Raw genomic sequence first — 18,611 nt, forward strand, 5'->3', positions numbered from 1 at the left:
ACCGCGTCATTCCGGACAAGCCGCTAAGCGGCGCCGATCCGGAATCCATCCTAGAGTGCTGTCGTTGCCCTATGATGGATTCCGGGTCTGCGCTTCGCTGCGCCCGGAATGACGGCGGCCGTTCCTCGTTTCAAAAGCTCTCGTTACGCATCCACATCGAAGCTGACGCCCTGCGCCAGCGGCAATGTCGTGCCGTAGTTGAGCGTATTCGTGGCGCGGCGCATATAGGCTTTCCAGGCGTCGGAGCCGGCCTCGCGGCCGCCGCCGGTCTCCTTCTCGCCGCCGAAGGCCCCGCCGATCTCCGCACCCGATGGGCCGATATTGACGTTGGCGATGCCGCAATCGGAACCTTCCGCCGAAATGAAGGCCTCGGCCTCGCGCATGTCGAGCGTGAAGATCGAGGAGGACAGGCCGGCGCCGACCGCGTTCTGGATCGCGATGGCCTGTTCCAGCGTCTTATACTTCATCACATAGAGGATCGGCGCGAAGGTCTCGCGCTCGACCGGGCCGCATTGCGACGGCATTTCGACCAGCGACGGACGGACATAGAAACCGCCAGCGCCGACCTCGACCTGCTCGCCGCCATGGACGGTGCCGCCCTCGGCCCTGGCCTCGGAGAGCGCCTTCTGCATGGCCTGATGGGCGGCTTCATCGACCAGCGGGCCTACCAGCACGCCGGCCTTGCGCGGATCGCCGATCGTCACCGAGCCATAGACCTTGATGAGCTTGGGGATCAGCGCGTCATAAACGCTCTCATGCACGATCAGGCGGCGCAGGGTGGTGCAGCGCTGTCCGGCCGTGCCCATCGCCGCAAACGCGATTCCACGCAGCGCGATGTCCAAATCAGCCGAGGGTGCCACGATCGCGGCATTGTTGCCGCCGAGTTCGAGGATGGCGCGGGCGAAGCGGCTTGCGAGCTTCTGGCCGACCTCCTTGCCCATCCGGGTCGAGCCCGTGGCGGAGACGACCGGCACACGATGGTCGCTGACCAGGATATCGCCGATCTCACGCCCGCCGATCAGGACTTCGGAGAGGCCGGCCGGCGCCTCGGGGCCGAAGCGCTTCATCGTCTTCTCGACGATCGCCTGCACGGCGATGCCGGTCAGCGGCGTCTTCTCCGATGGCTTCCAGACGACGCTGTCGCCGCAGACGAAGGCGAGCGCCGCGTTCCACGACCAAACCGCGACGGGGAAGTTGAAGGCCGAGATCACGCCGCAGACACCCAGCGGATGCCAGGTCTCCATCATGCGGTGGTTCGGCCGCTCGGTCGCGATCGTCAGGCCGTAGAGCTGGCGCGACAGGCCGACGGCAAAATCGCAGATGTCGATCATTTCCTGGACTTCGCCCAGGCCCTCGGAGGTGACCTTGCCGGCCTCAAGCGTCACCAGCAGGCCGAGATCGTCCTTGGCGGCGCGCAGCTCTTCGCCGAGCAGACGCACGAACTCGCCACGGCGCGGTGCCGGCACCTTGCGCCACAGCAGGAACGCCGACTGGGCTCGACCTATGGCGGCCTCAGCCTCGGCAGGGCTGGTCTCCTTCAGCGTCGCGACGGTCTCGCCCGTGATCGGCGAATGAGCGGTCAGGCCCTTCGGGGCAAAGGCGGCGTCGGTGACGCCGAGGCGCTTGAGCAGTGCGAGCGCGTCCTGGGGCAGGGGAGAGGTCATGTGATCGGGGCCTTTACGTCGTGTGCCGCGAGGCCGTCTCTCAACGCGCCGTCATCCCGGACAAGCGGCGAAGCCGCGCCGATCCGGGATCCATCATAGAGCGCAATGGCCTCCGATGGATACCGGATCTCCGCTTCGCTGCGTCCGGGATGACGGCGTGGTTGGAGCGCCTCCGAATTTCAAGCCGGAACAATGCCCCCTTCCACCCTGCTCCGGCAACCGATATGTTCTCACGACTTGATGAGAATAAATCATGGATTTCGAGATCATCCCCGGCCGGCTTTCGGTGCCCTCGCTCTCGTCGCTTGCTGCCTTCGAGGCTGCGGCGCGCCATGGCAGCTTTACGCGTGCCGCGGAGGAACTCAACCTCACCCAAGGTGCGATCAGCCGTCAGGTCGCCCATCTCGAGCAGGTGCTGGGGCTCGCCCTCTTCGAGCGTATTCGCAAGCGGGTCAGCCTGACGCCTGCCGGTGCGGCCTATGCGGCCGATATCCGCGACGGGCTCTCGCGGCTGGCGGCGGCGACCGTTTCGGCCATGGCGTTTCGAGGCGCCGCCGGCGTGCTCAACCTCGCCATCCTGCCGACTTTCGGCACGCGCTGGCTGATCCCGCGCCTGCCACGTTTTACCGAGGCGCATCCGGGAATCACCATCAATTTCGCCACGAAACTGGTGCCGTTCGATTTCAGCCGCGAGCAACTCGATGCCGCCATCCATTTCGGCGATCCCGTCTGGCCCGGCGCGCTCCTGCACCGGCTGATGGGAGAGGAGATCGTGCCCGTCGCGTCTCCCTCGCTGATAGCGCGCCTCGGCCTCAAGGTCCCGGTGGATATGCTGCGCGCGCCGCTGCTGCAGCAATCGACGCGGCCGCGCGCCTGGGCCAACTGGCTGGAGCAGCAGGGCCTGCCGCCGCAGCGCGCGCTGATGGGGCCGCGCTTCGAGCAGTTCGCCATGGTTTCGCAGGCGGCCGTCGCCGGCCTCGGCCTCGCCATCGTGCCGCGCTTCCTGATCGAGGAGGAACTGCGTTCGGGTTCGCTGGTCATCCCGTTCGACCGGCCGGTCACCGGCACCGAAGGCTATTATCTGGTCTATCCCGAGACGCGTGCGGAGCTGCCGGCCGTCATCGCCTTTCGCGACTGGCTGCTGGGCGAATGTGCCGCCGCCAACTGACTGGACAAGCGTTGCACGGCGCGCCAATCATGCGCGCAGTTCACCAAGGTGTCGCTGCAAGCGAAACCGTCTCTGCGTGGGACCGCCATGTCGTCTTCTTCCGAAAGCGTCGATGTCGTGATTTGCGGGGGCGGCGTGATCGGCTCTTCCGTCGCCTATCATCTGGCGGCCGATCCCGGCTTCACCGGCAAGGTCGTCGTGGTCGAGAAGGATCCAACCTACCGGCTCGCGGCCTCCGCACTCTCAGCAGCCTCGATCCGCCAGCAATATTCGAGCGCCGTGAACATCCGGATCTCGCTGCATGGCATCGCATTTTTGCGCAACATCGGGACGCATCTCGCCGTGGATGAAGACGTGCCGGTCATCGATCTGCACGAGGGCGGATATCTGTATCTCGCAAGCGAGGAGGGTGCCCCTGTCCTGGCCGCGAACCAGAAGCTCCAGGTAGCCGAAGGTGCCGATGTTGCGCTTTATGCTGCAGAAATGCTGCGCAGCAAATTCAGCTGGCTAAATACATCCGATATCACCTGCGGCACCCTGGGCATTAGCGGAGAGGGCTGGTTCGACGGCTGGGCCGTGCTGCAGGCCTTCCGCAAGAAGGCGCGTTCGCTTGGCGTCGAATATCGGCAGGGCGAAGTCGCGCGCTACATTGTCGAGGGCGGGCGCGTGGCTGCCGTCGAGCTTGCCGACGGCAGCCGCATCGCCTGCGGCGCGGCGGTGAACGCCTCGGGGACGCATGGCGCCAGGCTGGCCGCCACCGCCGGCGTCGCGATCCCGGTTCGGTCGATGAAGCGCTACGTCTTCAGCTTCACCTGCAAGGGCGCGGTCGACAACTGCCCGCTGCTGATCGACACGAGCGGCGTCTGGTGCAGGCCCGAGGGTAAACGCGGCAGCGACGGCCAGCTCTTCATCGGCAGTTGTTATCCGCTCAGCGCCGAGCAGGACCAGGAGTGGATCGAGACCGATCCGTCCGTCGAGGATGTCGATTGGGCCTTCTTCGAGGAGACGGTCTGGCCGACGCTCGCCCACCGCATCCCGGCCTTCGAGGAAATCCGGCCCGGCCGGGCCTGGGCCGGCCCCTACGACATGAACGAGCTTGATCACAACGCGATCATCGGCCCGGCGGTCGGCGCGCCCAACCTCCATCTCGCCAACGGCTTCTCCGGCCACGGCCTGCAGCAGGCGCCGGCGGTCGGGCGCGGGCTCGCCGAGCACATTTTGCATGGCGCTTATCGCACGCTCGATCTGGCCGATCTCGGCCATGAGCGCATCGTCGCGCGCAGGCCCTTGCTGGAAACGAATGTCATCTGACGGCACCGCCTGCATGGTCAGGCGGGTTGGCCCGCGGCTTCAAGAATCAGATCGCTGATCTCCTGGGCGCGGGATATCAGCGACAGGTGGCTGGCCTCGACTTCGATGGTTCTGGCTCCCATGCGCCTGGCCATGAAGCGTTCGAGATCGGGATTGATCGTCCGGTCCTGAGTCGAAACGGCATAGAAGCTTGGCTTTGAGCGCCATGCCGCCTGAGTCGTCTTGCCGGCCAGCAGCGCTTTCTGGAAGGGTTGCTGCACCGCATAAAGCACCTTCGCTTCGGCCTGCGGCAGATCGCCGGCGAAGTCGCGCAGGAATGCGGCCTCGCTGAGGCGCCCCTCGTCCCCGTCGAAGACGATGCCGGCCGTCGCCGGCGGCGTCGGGAAGGTCTTGGCCAGCGCCGTATAGTCTTCCGCTGCATCCGGAGCCCGTGCCGCGACATAGACCAGTGCCGAGACATTGGGGTGCAGGCCGGCCTCGGTCACGATCATGCCCGAGAAGGAGTGCCCGACCAGCACAGTCGGTCCATCCTGCCGCGCCAGCACCCGCTCGGCCGAGGCCACGGCATCGGGCAGCGTCGTCAGAGGATTCTGCACGGAAGTGACATTGAGCCCGGCGGCTTGAAGCCGGGCAATCACCTCTGTCCAGCACGAACCGTCGGCGAACAGTCCGTGCACCAGCACGACGTTACGAGCGGGAGTGAGGGCCGCCTTCGCTGTCGCGCTCCGGCCGGACACCACCGAGGTTGCGGCAACGGCGGCCAGAGCCGCAACAAAACTACGCCTGTCGATCGCCATGGCAAATCTTGCTCCTGAAGGGGTTTCGATAAGTGATTATCGGCTTATGGGATGTGTCCGGCGATTATGCTTAGGTATGGCGCAGACATCTGGTGGTTGTAGATCGCCTAGCGCGCTGCAGTGGATCAGCGTCACTTCACGGAGCCACCCATGATTGATCCGGCCTTCGTTAAGACCATGGCTCGCTACAATGCATGGCAGAACGACAATCTGTATGCGGCTGCCGCGAGCTTGAGCGACGAGGCGCGGCGGCTGGAGCGCGGCGCCTTCTTCGGTTCGATCCACGGTACGTTCTGCCATCTACTATGGGGCGACCGGATGTGGCTCTCGCGTTTCACGGGCACGCCGAAGCCGTTGGTTCCGGGCAGTGAGTCGGCCCGGATGATCGAGGGATGGTCGGAACTCCTAGCCGAGCGGCGGGCCACCGACGCGCTGATCGGCGAATGGGCGGCGACGCTCTCGCCGGATTGGCTTGCCAGCGATCTGACGTGGTTTTCCGGCGCGACGCAGCGCGAGATGAGCAAGCCGGTCGGTCTGCTGGTGGCCCATATGTTCAATCACCAGACCCATCATCGTGGCCAGGTTCATGCGATGCTTACGGCGGCGGGTGCAAGGCCGAGCGACACGGACCTGATGCTGGTCGAAGACTGGAGCTGACGGGTCAACCGCCGGTCGCTTTGCTCCGCTTGGCAGGTGCTGCCTGGCTGGTCGCGTCCGCCTCGGGCGGGACTGACGCGGTCGCGTTCTGGCTGAGCTTCTGGAACAGCCCCAGCCCGACCATCGCCAGCACGGCGAGCAGCACCAGAAATCCCGGATAGACGATATCGGCCATGTTGCCCCGCGAGGCCTTGGTGATCAGCACCAGCGATTCCAGGCTCAGCGCGATGATGATGATCGTCATGAACTTCGTCAGCGAGCCGCGCGCTTCGGCCGGGCGGCGCAGTTCACGATCGCTGATGACCTCTTCCTCGAACAGGAATTTGCCGACATCGGCGACCGCGACCGCGATGATGATCAGGCCGATGCCGTCCAGCATCGTCTCCAGCGCGCCATCGCCTGTCCAGAAGCCGGTGACCGTGCGCCAGACCGCGACGCCGATCAAAAGCACCGCGGCCACGAGAAAGGCCCCGGCGATGACGGTGTAGAGGATTCGGCTGAACAAAGTCATGGCGGCCTGCGCTGCGGAAGAGCGGCGATGATCGACGCTTGGCCGCGTGCATGCAACCGCTGGCGGGCGAATTAGCGATCGGACATCGTTCAGCGCAGGCTGATCAATTCGGGCTCGGCCCCCAGGCCGCGTTCGCCAGCGGCCGCGATGCCGAGGCCGACTTCGGAGAGGATGCGCCCGAGCGCCTCGAAATCCTGACGGCGCGGCGAACTCTTGCGCCAGACCAGGCCGATCGAACGGCGCGGCTCCGGCTCGCCGAAGCGGAACAGTTTCACCGGCATGTCGGGCCTGAGTTCGACCGGCAGTGCCATCGCCGGCATCAGCGTCGTCCCAAACCCGTTGGCCACCATCTGCATGATCGTCGAGAGGCTGGAGGCGCCGTATTGCCGGCGCGATTCCAGCCGCGTCGAGCCGCAGAAGCTGAGCGCCTGATCGCGCAGGCAATGCCCTTCCTCCAGCAGCAGCATGGTATCGCCGGACAGTGCCGTCTCGGGAGTGAAAGCCGCGCCATGGGCCGCCGGGCCGGCCGGCACCACCAGCAGAAAAGGATCGTCGAAAAGCGGCAGTGTCTCCAAGCCCGCCCGCTCGACCGGCAGAGAGAGCAGCGCGACGTCCAGCTGGCCATCCGCCAATTCGTCCAGCAGTGTCGCCGTCTGCGTCTCGCGCAGGCGCAGATCGAGATCGGGATGGCGCCGTTGCAGCGCCGGCAGCGTCGCCGGCAGCAGGTAGGGCGCGATCGAGGGAATGACGCCGAGGTCGAGTTCGCCGCTGAGCAGGCCGGGCCGATGCCGGGCCTGGTCGACCAGATCGCTCGTCTCCAGCAGGATGCGCTGGGCCCGCCCGGCGATCTCGATGCCGGTTTCAGTGAGCGCGATGGCGTTGCGCCGCCGCTCGATGAGCTGGCAGCCGAGATAGCTTTCCAACTCCTGGATCTGCAGCGAAAGAGCCGGCTGGCTGACATGGCATTCCTGTGCAGCCCGCCCGAAATGGCGGTGTCGCGCCACGGCGGCGAAATAGCGAAGCTGCTTCAAGGTGATCATGACGATTTGATAAACTTATCGTAGCCGCCCGTAAACGGTATTGGACATCATCGTCACAAAGCGCTGTTAGTTCGACCAATTCGAAATTGGGTTGGGGGGTCCCGCCCATCGAATGATGGAGGACTGCATGTCGAAGAACCCGACCATGACGACGACGGCCGGCGCGCCGATTCCCGACAACCAGAATTCGATCACCGCCGGCGAGCGCGGCCCGGTCCTGCTGCAGGACTACCAGCTTCTCGAAAAGCTCGCCCACCAGAACCGCGAGCGCATCCCCGAGCGCGCTGTCCATGCCAAGGGCTGGGGCGCGCATGGCACGCTGACCATCACCGGCGATATCTCGAAATACACCAAGGCCAAGGTGCTGCAGCCCGGCGCGACGACGCCGATGATCGCGCGCTTCTCCACCGTGGCCGGCGAAATGGGCGCGGCCGATGCCGAGCGCGACGTGCGCGGCTTTTCGCTGAAGTTCTATACGGAAGAAGGAAACTGGGACTTAGTCGGCAACAATACGCCGGTGTTCTTCGTACGCGATCCCGTCAAGTTCCCCGACTTTATCCACACCCAGAAGCGCCATCCCAAGACCAATATGCGCTCGCCCACCGCGATGTGGGATTTCTGGTCGCTCAGCCCTGAGAGCCTGCACCAGGTCACGATCCTGATGTCGGATCGCGGCCTCCCGACCGATGTGCGCCACATCAACGGCTATGGCTCGCACACCTTCTCGCTTTGGAACGATGCCGGCGAGCGCTACTGGGTGAAGTTCCACTTCAAGACTTTGCAGGGCCACAGGCACTGGACCAATGACGAGGCCTCGGTCGTCGTCGGCAAGACCCGCGAATCGACGCAGGAAGACCTCTTCAACGCGATCGAGAACGGCGATTTCCCGCGCTGGAAGATGCAGGTCCAGATCATGCCCGAGCTCGACGCCGAGAAGACCTCCTACAACCCCTTCGACCTGACCAAGGTCTGGCCGCACAGCGAATACCCGGTGATCGATATCGGCGTCTTCGAACTCAACCGCAATGCGGAAAACTACTTCGCCGAGATCGAGAACGCGGCCTATTCGCCGTCAAACATCGTGCCGGGCATCGGCTTCTCGCCCGACAAGATGCTGCAGGCCCGAATCTTCTCCTATGCCGATGCCCATCGCCACCGGCTCGGCACCCACTACGAGAACATCCCGGTCAATCAGCCCAAGGTTCCGGTCGCGCATTATCATCGCGATGGCCAGATGAACACCTATGGCGGCATCAGGACCGGCCATCCCGACGCCTATTACGAGCCCAACTCCTTCGGCGGTCCGGTCGAGCAGCCCTCCGCCAAGGAGCCGCCGCTGCGGATTTCGGGCGATGCCGCCCGCTACAACCACCGCATCGGCAATGACGACTATTCGCAGCCGCGCGCGCTCTTCAACCTGTTCGACGCCGGCCAGAAGGAGCGGCTGTTTTCCAACATCGCTGCGGCGATGGGCGGCATCCCGCTGGAGATCGAGGAGCGCCAGCTCGTCCATTTCGACAGGATCCACCCCGATTACGGCAATGGCGTGCGTCGCGCCTTGTCGCAGGCAGACGGCACCGAGCGGCCGGGCATCTCGGTGACCCCCGCGACCCCGCAGCAGGCCGCCGAATGATCCTGCTGCCAGCAGGAGACAGGAGGGCCGTGGCGAAAGCCGCGGCCCTTTTTGCTACGATCGCATGATGGTTCAATTACCACGCAGAAGGCTCTAGCGTTCCAGTCTCGTGTTGTGGGGATCGAATCCGTGCCTTTGACTGCCGAAGAGAAGACCGTCACCGACTGGCTCGCCACCCGCAAGGACGCGATGATCGCGTTGCTGCGCGAGATGGTCGACACCGATTCCGGCTCCTACGATAAGGCCGGCGTCGATCGGGCAGGGCAGGTGCTGGCGCGCTTCCATGAGCGGAACGGGCTCGACGTCGAGGTCCTGCCCGACGCCCGCTTCGGCGACGCGGTCATGGCGCGCCTGCCCAATCCGACGGCCAACGACCAGCGCCCGGTGCTGCTGCTCGGCCATCGCGACACCGTCTTCCCCCAGGGCGAGCCGACGCGCCGCCCCTTCACGATCGAGGGCGGCCGCGCCTATGGCCCGGGCGTCGCCGATATGAAGGCGGGCCTCGTCATCGAGGCCTTCGTGGCGGCAGCCTTCGCCGAATGCGGCGGTCTCACCGCGCCGCTGATGATGCTGACGACGAGCGACGAGGAGATCGGCTCGCCTTCGTCCCGGCCGGTCATCGAGGCGGCCGCGCGCGAAGCCCGCTGCGTCTTCAATGCCGAGCCCAGTCGCCTGCCGGCCGGCACGGAGTTTGCCCGCGACCACAGGCAGTCGATCACCTCGGGCCGCAAGGGCGGCGTCTTCATGCGCGCCGAATTCACCGGCAAGGCCGCCCATTCCGGCGCAAACTACCAGATGGGCGTCTCGGCCATCGTCGATCTCGGCCACAAGATCCCCAGATTGCAGGGCCTGACCGACCTCGAGCGAGGCATCACCGTCAATGTCGGCCTGATCGGCGGCGGCCAGACCGTCAACACGGTCGCGCCCCATGCCTGGTGCGAGATCGACCTGCGCTACCTCACCGCCGCCCAGCGGGACGAACTGGTCGGGGCGATCAAGGCGATCGTCGAGACGCCGGAGGTGCCGGGCTCGTCCGCCGTGCTGAGCATCAAGGGCGAATTCGTGCCGCTGGAAACCACGCCGGAATCGGCGCTACTGTTCGAGACCTATCGCGACGCGGCGGCCGGCTTCGGCATCGCGACCGTCGCCGAGTTCACCGGCGGCTGCGCCGATTCAGGCTTCACGGCGGCGCAGGGCTGTCCGACCCTGTGCAGCGTCGGACCCATCGGCGGGTTGGCTCACACGCCCGACGAATTTCTGGAGGTCGAAAGCATCGTGCCGGCGGCGCAGGTGCTGGCGCTGGCCGTGATGCGGACGGCGGCGAGGATGGAGTGAGACCTGCCAACCGAGCCAAGCCGTGACACAGACGCGTCATTGCGAGCGTAGCGAAGCAATCCAGAGGTCTCGCGCAACCCTCTGGATTGCTTCACTGCGCTCGCAATGACGGATGCGCCTTACGCTCGATCTCAGAACGCCTCTTCCCAATTCCGGCTGAGACGCATCGCCGAATTGATCATCCCGACCATCGAATAGGTCTGCGGGAAATTGCCCCAGAGTTCGCCGGTCGTCAGGTCGGCGTCCTCCGAGAGCAGGCCGAAGCTGTTGCGGCGCGTGAGGATGCGGTTGAAGCGCTCGACCGCCTCCTCGTGCCGGCCGATGGCGTGCAATGCATCGACATACCAGAAGGCGCAGATCAGGAAGCCGGTGTGCATGAAGCCGAAATCGTCCTGCGTCGCGTAGCGCAGGAGCAGGTCGCCGCGCGTCAGGTCGCGGCCGATCGCCTCCACCGTCGCGATGAAGCGCGGATCGTCGGCCTTGACGAAGCCGAGTTCCGCGAAGAGCAGCAACGTCGCATCGAGGTCGGCCCCGTCGAAGGTGGAGACGAAATGGCCCTTTTCCTGGTTCCAGATGCGGTCGCCGATGATCTGCTTCAGCCGCCTGGCTTCGCCCTTCCAGAAGTCTTTCCGGTCTGCGCGGCCTAGCGTCCCGGCAATGCGGGCGAGCCGGTCGCAGGCCGCCCAGCACATCACGCTGGAGAAAGAGTGCACCGCCTCCTTCTCGCGCAGTTCCCACGGGCCGGCATCGGGCTTGTCGAAACAGGCGATCGCAAGCTCGCCCATATGTTCGAGCTGCCCGAACAGCGCGTCCTTGCCGGGCTGGATCAGGCGCTGGTCGAAGAAGGAATGCGTCGCTGCGAGCACGACCGCGCCATAGCCGTCGTGCTGGATCTGGGTCGCCGCACCGTTGCCGAAGCGCACCGGCTGGTGGCCGCGATAGCCCGAGAGGTTCTTGGCCTCGAATTCGTCGAGCGCCCCGCCGCGCGTGATCGGATAGAGCGGCGGCAGATGCTCGGCCCCGCTTTCGGAGAAGGTATCGACGATATTGGTGATGAAGCCAAGATAGTCCTCCATCGTCCGCGTCGTGCCTAGCCGATTAAGCGCGTGCACGACGAAATAGGCATCGCGCAGCCAGCAGAAGCGGTAGTCCCAGTTGCGTTGCGTGCCCGGCGCCTCCGGGATCGAAGTGGTCAGGGCAGCCACGATCGCGCCCGATTCCTCGAAGGAGCACAGCTTCAATGTGATCGCGGCCCGGATCACCTCCTTCTGCCAGTCGAAGGGGATCGAGAGAGACCGGACCCAGTCGCGCCAGTAGTCCGTCGTCTTGTCGAGGAATTCGCGTGAGGTTGTCTCGATCTCCGCCCGCAGCGCCTCGTCCGAGCCGATGAAGAACGAAAATGGCCGATCGACCGCGAAGGGAACGCCATCGACGACATAGGAAATCGGCGCATCGGTCGTCAGGCGGATCGTCTGGTCGGCCCCGACGAAGCGGACATGGTTGGAGCCGCGCGTCATCTCGTCGGGCTCTGCGCCGAGGCCGAGGCATGGCTTCACCACGACGCGAATGCGCGGCCGCCCCGAAATCCTCCTGACGCGCCGCACCAGCTGCGGCGGCCGGAAGAAACGCTCATAGCGTACGAAGCGTGGCGCGAAGTCGAGGATCTCGATCGCATTGCCATGGTCGTCGGAAAGCACCGAGGAGAGGATCGCGGTATTGTCGAGGTAAGCCTGCTCGCAGAGCGTCATGCCGACCAGTTCGATCGCGAAGACGCCCTTCGCCGGCATGGCCTCGCCGTCATCGGGTTGGTTGTCGATCAGCGCGCAGAACACCGGGTCGCGGTCGAAGCGCGGAAAGCAACCCCAGACGATGCGCGCGCGCCGGTCGATGAGGGCTGCGATCGAGCAATTGCCGATCACGCCGAGGTCGAGCGAGGCTGAATGCAGCCCCACGGTCGTCGAAATTGTCATGTCAACCTATGAAAAGCTCGAATCGGTCAGGCTGCCGGTCTCGGCAGCGGCAAGGATGATCGAGCGCAATTCGGTTGGCGAGGCAAGTCTGCGGGCGGCGCAGGTCTCGCCCTCGCCGATCCGGATCGACAGGCCGCCCATGGCGTTGACAGCCTCGAAGCCGGCCTCGTCGGTGACGTCGTCGCCGATGAAGACCGGCTTGCGTCCGGCATAGGGCGGATGGCTCATCAGCCAGGCGATGGCCTCGCCCTTGCTGGCGCCGGCCGGGACCAGTTCGGCGACCGCCTTGCCCTCCTGGAGCCGCACGCCGGGTCCCATGCGCAGCGCGATGGCGCGCATCATCTCCAGCGCCTCGTCCTGCAGGTGCGGCGCCATCCGCCAGTGCAGCGCCACCGAGATCCGTTTATCTTCCACGATCACGCCGACGTTGCTGTTGGCGAACCGCACGAGATCGCGCGTCGCCTCGCGCATCGAATCCGGAACGTCCAGTTGCGAACGGATCTCGCCGTCCATGCGGATCTGCGCGCCATGAAGACCCGCTATATCGAAGCGATGAGGCGCAAGCACCTCGTCGAGAAAGTCGATCGGCCGGCCCGAGACGAGGGCAAGGGCCCCGCCGAGGCTGCTCCGCAAGGCGTCGAGGGCGGCGGGCATCCTGCGGTCGAGCTTCACCGCGTCGGGGAGGGGCGCGATTTCCACCAGCGTTCCGTCGAAATCAAGAAACAGGGCGATGCCCGGCTGTTCGCCAGCAGAGGAAACAATACCATCCGTCAAATGAGTGTCGCTCAAATCCGTCATCACTGTCTGTCTGGCCATGAGGCCGGCAAAATGCGGCTTCCTGGCTGGTGGCCCCATAGAGTACGTTTACGATGGGTTCGCAGGCTTCGCGAACCGAAATCTTCGTCTTCCAGCATGATCTTGATCTCGAGATCCGGCCGCGATCCAGCCATAATCCCGCTCGGCGTCCGCGCCGCCTCGGGAAACCTTACGTTCGCAGCAGCGTTCTGTTCCTGCCGCCGGTGTCGAAATTCGGGCAGGCGTCGTTTTTGAAAGAACTGTTCAGCCATGCGTCTCGTCATCGTGTCCAACCGCGTCACCATCCCCGATCGCCACGAGAAGGCTGCGGCAGGGGGATTGGCGGTGGCCTTGCGCGAGGCGCTCGAGACCCGCGGGGGGCTATGGTTCGGCTGGAGCGGAAACGTGGTGGAATCCGATGCCAATGCCGTTCGGACGGTCCAGCGAGGCAAGGTCACCTACGCCGTTACCGACCTGACCGAGGCCGAGCGCCAGACCTACTACCTCGGCTTCTCCAATCGGGCCCTGTGGCCGAATATGCATTATCGCCTCGGCCTGACCGAATTTTCCCGCACCGATTATGCCGGCTATCTCGCGGTCAACCGGCGCTTCGCCAAGGCGCTGATCGCCTTGCTGGAGCCCGACGACGTCGTCTGGATCCATGATTACCACCTGATCCCGCTGGCAGCCGAGTTGCGCCGGCGCGGCGTCAGGAATCGCATCGGCTATTTCCATCATATTCCCTGGCCTCCGGCCGAGGTTTTCGGCGCGCTGCCGTTCAGCGCCACACTGATCAGCACCATGGCGGCCTACGATCTCGTCGGGGTCCAGACGGTCGTCGATGTCCGCAACCTGGTTAGTGGCCTCGTGGCGCTATGCGGCGCCAAGGTGGATGGCGATCACGTCAAGGTGGGCCGCCGCGAGACGATCGTGCAGGCCTTTCCGATCGGCATCGACGTCGAAGCCTTCAGGAAACTCGCCGCGGCCTCGGAGCGGGCCGCGACGCGCCCCATCAAGACGACGAAGGAGACCCTGGGCGAGCGCAAATTGGTCATTGGCGTCGATCGGCTCGACTATTCGAAGGGCATCGTGCAGCGCCTGGAGGCCTTCGGCCAGTTCCTCCGCAACCATCCCGAGCAGCGCGGCCGGGTCGGCCTTCTGCAGATCGCGCCGCCCTCTCGCTCCGACGTGCCCGAATATGCCGAACTCGATCGTCAGTCCGACGAGGTCGCCGGCCGCCTCAACGCCGCGCTGGGCGAATTCGACTGGACACCGATCAGGGTGGTCAAGAAGGCCTATTCCCGCAATGCGCTGGCGGGCTTCTACCGGCGCGCCCAGGTCGGTCTGGTGACGCCGATGCGCGATGGGATGAACCTCGTCGCCAAGGAATATGTCGCCGCGCAGGACCCGGCCGATCCCGGCGTACTCGTCCTGTCGCGCTTTGCCGGCGCCGCCCAGCAGATGGGCGAGGCGCTGATCGTCAATCCCTATGACACGCACGAAGTCGCGGAAGCCATCCGCACCGCGCTTGCCATGCCGAAATCCGAGCGCATCCGCCGCTTCGAGCGGCTCTACGCGACGATCTCCGCGACAGATATCGGCTGGTGGACGCACCGTTACCTACAGGCGCTGTCCGGCATCGAATTGGCGGGCGCCGAGTCCGCGCCAGCGAATCCGCAACGGCGTCGCCCCGTTGCTCGCAAGAAGGCGCCCATGTCGGCCGTGCCGAAGTCGGACGGATCAAATCCGGCAAAGCCCAGACCGAAGCCGCGGGCTGCCAAGACGACACCGGTGTCGCGCCCCGCTTGAACCGGATACTCGCCTTTCCTGTTCTCGGTCAGGTTGTAGCCCTTGCCGAACAGGCCCCGGCCTCGCTAGAAGGCGGCTGGAACCAAGGCTCGCTTGCGACTCGGCCATGACAGGTGTCAGGTCTCCGGAGGCATCGGCCGCGATGGCTGAAGAGGCAGGCGGAGGGCTGAGATCGATGCGAGGCGCTCTCGGAGGACCAGGCGTTCTGCTGCGCCGCCTCCGCGAGGTGATGGCAGCGTCGATCAGCCCGCAGGAGCGGCTCGACCGGCTCGTCGTCCTGATCGCCGGCAATCTGATCGCTGAAGTCTGCTCGGTCTACGTCCTGCGCGAGGACGGCTCGCTCGAGCTCTACGCCACCGAAGGCCTCAACCGCGAGGCGGTCCACCTGACGACCATGCGTGCAGGGGAAGGCCTCGTCGGCCTGATCGCGCGCGAAGCCGAGCCGGTCGCGCTTTCGGACGCGCAGGCCCATCCGGCCTTCTCCTACCGGCCCGAAACGGGTGAGGAAATCTACCACTCCTTCCTCGGCGTACCGATTCTGCGCGGCGGCGCCGTGATGGGCGTTCTCGTCATCCAGAATCGTGCGACGCGGCTCTACAGCGAGGAGGAGGTCGAATCGCTGCAGACCACCGCCATGATCATGGCGGAGATGATCGCAGCCGGCGGCCTCAAGTCGCTAGCCGCCCCCGGGGCCTCGATCGGGCTCGACCGTCCGATCCATGGCATCGGCGCGTCGCTTGCCGACGGCGTCGGTCTCGGCCACGCGGTGCTGCACGAGCCGCGGGTCGCCATCACCAACCTCATCGCCGAGAATCCTGCGAGCGAGGTCAGGCGGCTGGAAGCGGCGATCGCGGAAATGCGTGCCTCGATCGACGAACTGATCGAGCGCGGCGACGTCGCCCATACCGGCGAGCATCGCGACGTGCTCGAGACATTTCGCATGTTCGCCCATGATCAGGGCTGGCTCAGGCGGATGCGCGAAGTCGTCATGACCGGCCTCACGGCCGAGGCCGCCGTCGAACGCGTACAATCGGATACGCGCGCGAAGATGCTGCGCCAGACCGACCCCTATCTGCGCGAGCGCCTGCACGACCTCGACGATCTGGCCAACCGGCTGCTGCGGACGCTGGTGGGAAAGGCTAACGGCGTTGCGCGCGAGCAATTGCCCGAAAACGCCATCCTGATCGCGCGTTCGATGGGGCCTGCTGCACTGCTCGACTACGACCGCGCCCATCTGCGCGGCCTCGTGCTGGAGGAGGGGGGCCCCACCAGCCATATCGCGATCGTGGCGCGCGCGCTCGGCATCCCGGCGGTCGGTGAAATCGTCAATGCCACCGCGCTGATCCAGTCGGGCGATGCGGTCATCGTCGACGGGCAGGCCGGCGAGGTCCAGATCCGGCCGCAGCCCGATGTCGAGAATGCCTATAAGGACAAGGCGCGGCTGCGTGCCCGCAAGCAGGAGCAGTACCGCAAGCTCAAGACGCAGCCCGCGATCACCAAGGATGGTGTCCCGGTCGTTCTGCAGATCAATGCGGGCCTGCTGGTGGATATGCCCAACCTCGAGGCCACCGCGGCCTCCGGGATCGGCCTGTTCCGAACGGAACTTCAGTTCATGGTCGCGCAACACATGCCGACCACCAGCGAACAGCAGCAGCTTTACAGCGCGGTGCTCGACCAGGCTCAAGGGCGGCCCGTGACCTTTCGCACGCTCGATATCGGCGGCGACAAGGTGCTGCCCTATATGGAACGCGTCGAGGAAGAGAATCCGGCCCTGGGCTGGCGCGCGATCCGCATCGGCCTCGACAAGCCGCGCCTGCTGCGCGCGCAACTGCGCGCCCTTTTGCGCGCTGGCGCCGGCCGCGACATGAAGATCATGCTGCCGATGGTTGCGACGGTGGACGAATTCCAGCGTGCGCGCGTGCTTATGCAGCGCGAGCAGGCGATGCTGGCCAAGCAGGGTCATGAGCCGCCGCTCAGCCTTAGACTGGGCGTCATGGTCGAGGTGCCCTCGCTTCTCTTCGAACTGCCGGAAATCGCGCGAGAAGCCGATTTCCTCTCGATCGGAACCAATGATCTGATGCAGTTTCTGTTCGCGGCCGACCGCGAGAACAAGCGGGTCTCGGACCGATTCGATCCGCTCGGCGTCAGCGCGCTCAGGGCGCTCCGCAGCATCGTCGATGCGGCCGCCGAGGCGAGTTGCCCGGTTACCGTCTGTGGCGAGATGGGCGGCAAGCCGCTGGAGACGATGGCGCTGATCGGGCTGGGCTATCGCGCCTTCTCGATGTCGGCGGCCGCGATCGGCCCGATCAAGGCTATGCTGCGTGCGCTCGATACCGGCAAGCTGCGCGAGCGCATGGACTGGATGCTGGCCTCGCCCGACGGTTCCGCCAGCCTGCGGCCCCAGCTTGCGGCGTTTGCGGCAGAGTTCAAGGTTCCGGTCTAGCGAGGCCGTCCTCGCCGCCGGAAGACCCCCCTCGCACCGTTTCAATATCCGAGTTTCCGATGTCGCTTCAGCTTCCCCAGGACCGCCTCGATGGCATCGTCGCGCGCCACGCCGCAGCCTCCGCCGAGATCAACACCGCCTCCGACGCGGTGCGGACGGTGGAACTCGCCAAGGAACTCTCCGAACTCGACCCGGTCGTCACGGCCATCGCAGCCTGGCGCCAGGCGCTCGCGACGCTGGACGAGGCGCAAGGGCTGATCGACGATCCCGCCACCGACGCCGAGTTCCGCGACCTGGCCTATGAGGAGCGCGACGCTGCGCGCATCGAGATCGACACGCGAGCCCGCGAAATCCTGATCGCGCTGCTGCCGAAAGACGCTGCCGACGAGCGCGGCGTCATCCTCGAAATCCGTGCCGGCACCGGTGGCGACGAGGCATCGCTCTTCGCCGGCGACCTGTTCCGGATGTATCAGCGCCACGCCGCCCAAAAGGGATGGAGCGTCGATGTCCTCTCTGAAAGCGAAGGCACCGTCGGCGGCTTCAAGGAGGTCATCGCCGAGATCGCCGGCAAGGGCGTCTATGCCCGGCTGAAATTCGAATCCGGTGTCCACCGCGTCCAGCGCGTGCCCGATACCGAGACCAGCGGGCGCATCCATACCTCCGCCGCGACGGTCGCCATGCTGCCGCTGGCGGGCGATGTCGATATTGTCCTGAACGATGCCGATATCCGCATCGATACGATGCGGGCCGGCGGCGCCGGCGGCCAGCACGTCAACAAGACCGAATCGGCCGTGCGCCTGACCCATCTGCCGAGCGGGATCGCGGTCGTGGTCCAGGACGAGCGTTCACAGCACAAGAACAAGGCGCGCGCCTACGATCTGCTGCGCGCCAAGCTCTACGACATCGAGCGCAGCCGCGCCGATGCCGATCGCGCCGCCGACCGGCGCTCCCAGATCGGCTCGGGTGACCGTTCGGAGCGCATCCGCACCTACAACTTTCCGCAAGGCCGCGTCACCGATCATCGCATTAACCTGACGCTCTACAAGCTCGACGAGATGATGCAGGGCCTTGTACTCGACGAGATCATCGATGCGCTGACCGCCGAGCACCAGGCCGGACTGCTGGCGGAAGAAGGCATGTCCTGACCATGACGATGAAACCTCCGGGCTTCCCCCGCGTTGATGTGTCGCAACGACCTCAATCGGCTGGAGAACATCATGATCAAGATCATTTCGAGCATCGCCGTCGCGGGCCTGATGGGGCTGGCCGTGGCGTCCCCGGTACAGTCGCAGGAGCGTATGCTCCGCAAGGCGACCGCCGGTCAGCCGGCCGCCCTGGACAAGGCGATGACGGAGCGCCAAGCGCGGAGTGCATGCCAGCAGGAGATGCGGGGAGCCCGCGAAAGCAAGAGCGCTATCCGCACGAAGATGAAGACCTGCGTAAACGGCAAGATGCAGGGCAACTGAGTTCGTCCGCCG

Annotated in this window: 16 protein-coding genes; 9 read left to right on the plus strand and 7 right to left on the minus strand. The window is 65.5% G+C overall.

Annotation, left to right across the window (positions count from 1 at the left end; genetic code table 11):
* Positions 1-143: 143 nt before the first annotated feature.
* Positions 144-1,664, minus strand: coding sequence for an L-piperidine-6-carboxylate dehydrogenase (amaB, locus tag AXW83_RS25160; RefSeq protein ID WP_066618977.1), 1,521 nt, complete (start codon positions 1,662-1,664; stop codon positions 144-146).
* Between the two features lie 253 nt (positions 1,665-1,917).
* Here amaB and gcvA point away from each other — a divergent pair, with 253 nt between their 5' ends.
* Together gcvA and AXW83_RS25170 are read left to right on the plus strand one after the other, a co-directional pair.
* Entirely contained in the window at positions 1,918-2,832 is a 915-nt protein-coding gene (gene gcvA, locus AXW83_RS25165; protein WP_066618980.1) for a transcriptional regulator GcvA, read from the plus strand.
* 87 nt (positions 2,833-2,919) lie between these two features.
* Complete coding sequence (locus tag AXW83_RS25170) at positions 2,920-4,143, plus strand: NAD(P)/FAD-dependent oxidoreductase (RefSeq protein WP_066618983.1); 1,224 nt, start codon at positions 2,920-2,922, stop codon at positions 4,141-4,143.
* 17 nt (positions 4,144-4,160) lie between these two features.
* Here AXW83_RS25170 and AXW83_RS25175 read toward each other — a convergent pair whose 3' ends face one another.
* Positions 4,161-4,940, minus strand: coding sequence for an alpha/beta fold hydrolase (locus AXW83_RS25175; protein ID WP_066618986.1), 780 nt, complete (start codon positions 4,938-4,940; stop codon positions 4,161-4,163).
* Positions 4,941-5,090: 150 nt separating this feature from the next.
* Between AXW83_RS25175 and AXW83_RS25180 the strand changes: the two genes are divergently transcribed.
* The gene (locus AXW83_RS25180; RefSeq protein WP_066618988.1) at positions 5,091-5,597 is read left to right on the plus strand and encodes a DinB family protein; all 507 of its coding nucleotides are present in this window, start codon (positions 5,091-5,093) and stop codon (positions 5,595-5,597) included.
* Between the two features lie 4 nt (positions 5,598-5,601).
* Here the strand turns inward: AXW83_RS25180 and AXW83_RS25185 are convergent, their stop codons facing one another.
* Both AXW83_RS25185 and AXW83_RS25190 read right to left on the minus strand, forming a co-directional pair.
* A complete protein-coding gene (locus tag AXW83_RS25185; protein WP_066618989.1) occupies positions 5,602-6,108 on the minus strand; it encodes a hypothetical protein in 507 nt (168 codons plus the stop codon).
* Between the two features lie 89 nt (positions 6,109-6,197).
* The gene (locus tag AXW83_RS25190; protein WP_066618990.1) at positions 6,198-7,148 is read right to left on the minus strand and encodes a hydrogen peroxide-inducible genes activator; all 951 of its coding nucleotides are present in this window, start codon (positions 7,146-7,148) and stop codon (positions 6,198-6,200) included.
* 127 nt (positions 7,149-7,275) lie between these two features.
* Here AXW83_RS25190 and AXW83_RS25195 point away from each other — a divergent pair, with 127 nt between their 5' ends.
* Positions 7,276-8,781, plus strand: coding sequence for a catalase (locus tag AXW83_RS25195; RefSeq protein ID WP_066621215.1), 1,506 nt, complete (start codon positions 7,276-7,278; stop codon positions 8,779-8,781).
* Between the two features lie 189 nt (positions 8,782-8,970).
* Positions 8,971-10,116: a M20 family metallopeptidase gene (locus tag AXW83_RS25200; protein WP_066621217.1), complete on the plus strand. Its 1,146-nt coding sequence runs from the start codon at positions 8,971-8,973 to the stop codon at positions 10,114-10,116.
* 131 nt (positions 10,117-10,247) lie between these two features.
* Here the strand turns inward: AXW83_RS25200 and AXW83_RS25205 are convergent, their stop codons facing one another.
* From AXW83_RS25205 to AXW83_RS27405, 3 genes are read right to left on the minus strand one after another with little or no spacing between them, the layout of a single operon-like run.
* Positions 10,248-12,086 (minus strand): glycoside hydrolase family 15 protein, encoded by a 1,839-nt coding sequence (locus AXW83_RS25205; RefSeq protein ID WP_210179630.1) that lies wholly within the window; start codon positions 12,084-12,086, stop codon positions 10,248-10,250.
* A 6-nt stretch (positions 12,087-12,092) separates the two neighbouring features.
* Positions 12,093-12,860 carry a trehalose-phosphatase gene (gene otsB / locus AXW83_RS25210; RefSeq protein ID WP_236841769.1) on the minus strand — a complete coding sequence of 256 codons (768 nt, stop codon included), beginning with the start codon at positions 12,858-12,860 and terminating at the stop codon, positions 12,093-12,095.
* A 23-nt stretch (positions 12,861-12,883) separates the two neighbouring features.
* Complete coding sequence (locus AXW83_RS27405) at positions 12,884-13,153, minus strand: hypothetical protein (RefSeq protein ID WP_156640412.1); 270 nt, start codon at positions 13,151-13,153, stop codon at positions 12,884-12,886.
* Here AXW83_RS27405 and otsA point away from each other — a divergent pair.
* The 4 genes from otsA to AXW83_RS25230 all read left to right on the plus strand — a co-directional run bounded on the left by otsA (position 13,152) and on the right by AXW83_RS25230 (position 18,599).
* Positions 13,152-14,690 (plus strand): alpha,alpha-trehalose-phosphate synthase (UDP-forming), encoded by a 1,539-nt coding sequence (gene otsA / locus AXW83_RS25215; RefSeq protein ID WP_082767398.1) that lies wholly within the window; start codon positions 13,152-13,154, stop codon positions 14,688-14,690. The genes AXW83_RS27405 and otsA overlap by 2 nt on opposite strands.
* 175 nt (positions 14,691-14,865) lie before the next feature.
* Positions 14,866-17,133: a phosphoenolpyruvate--protein phosphotransferase gene (gene ptsP / locus AXW83_RS25220; protein ID WP_066618992.1), complete on the plus strand. Its 2,268-nt coding sequence runs from the start codon at positions 14,866-14,868 to the stop codon at positions 17,131-17,133.
* 59 nt (positions 17,134-17,192) lie between these two features.
* Positions 17,193-18,278 (plus strand): peptide chain release factor 1, encoded by a 1,086-nt coding sequence (prfA, locus tag AXW83_RS25225; protein WP_066618999.1) that lies wholly within the window; start codon positions 17,193-17,195, stop codon positions 18,276-18,278.
* A gap of 72 nt (positions 18,279-18,350) precedes the next feature.
* On the plus strand, positions 18,351-18,599 hold the full coding sequence (locus AXW83_RS25230; RefSeq protein ID WP_156640414.1) for a hypothetical protein: 249 nt from the start codon (positions 18,351-18,353) through the stop codon (positions 18,597-18,599).
* Positions 18,600-18,611 lie beyond the last annotated feature (12 nt).

It is taken from the genome of Bosea sp. PAMC 26642, assembly GCF_001562255.1.
Classification (GTDB): Bacteria; Pseudomonadota; Alphaproteobacteria; order Rhizobiales; family Beijerinckiaceae; genus Allobosea.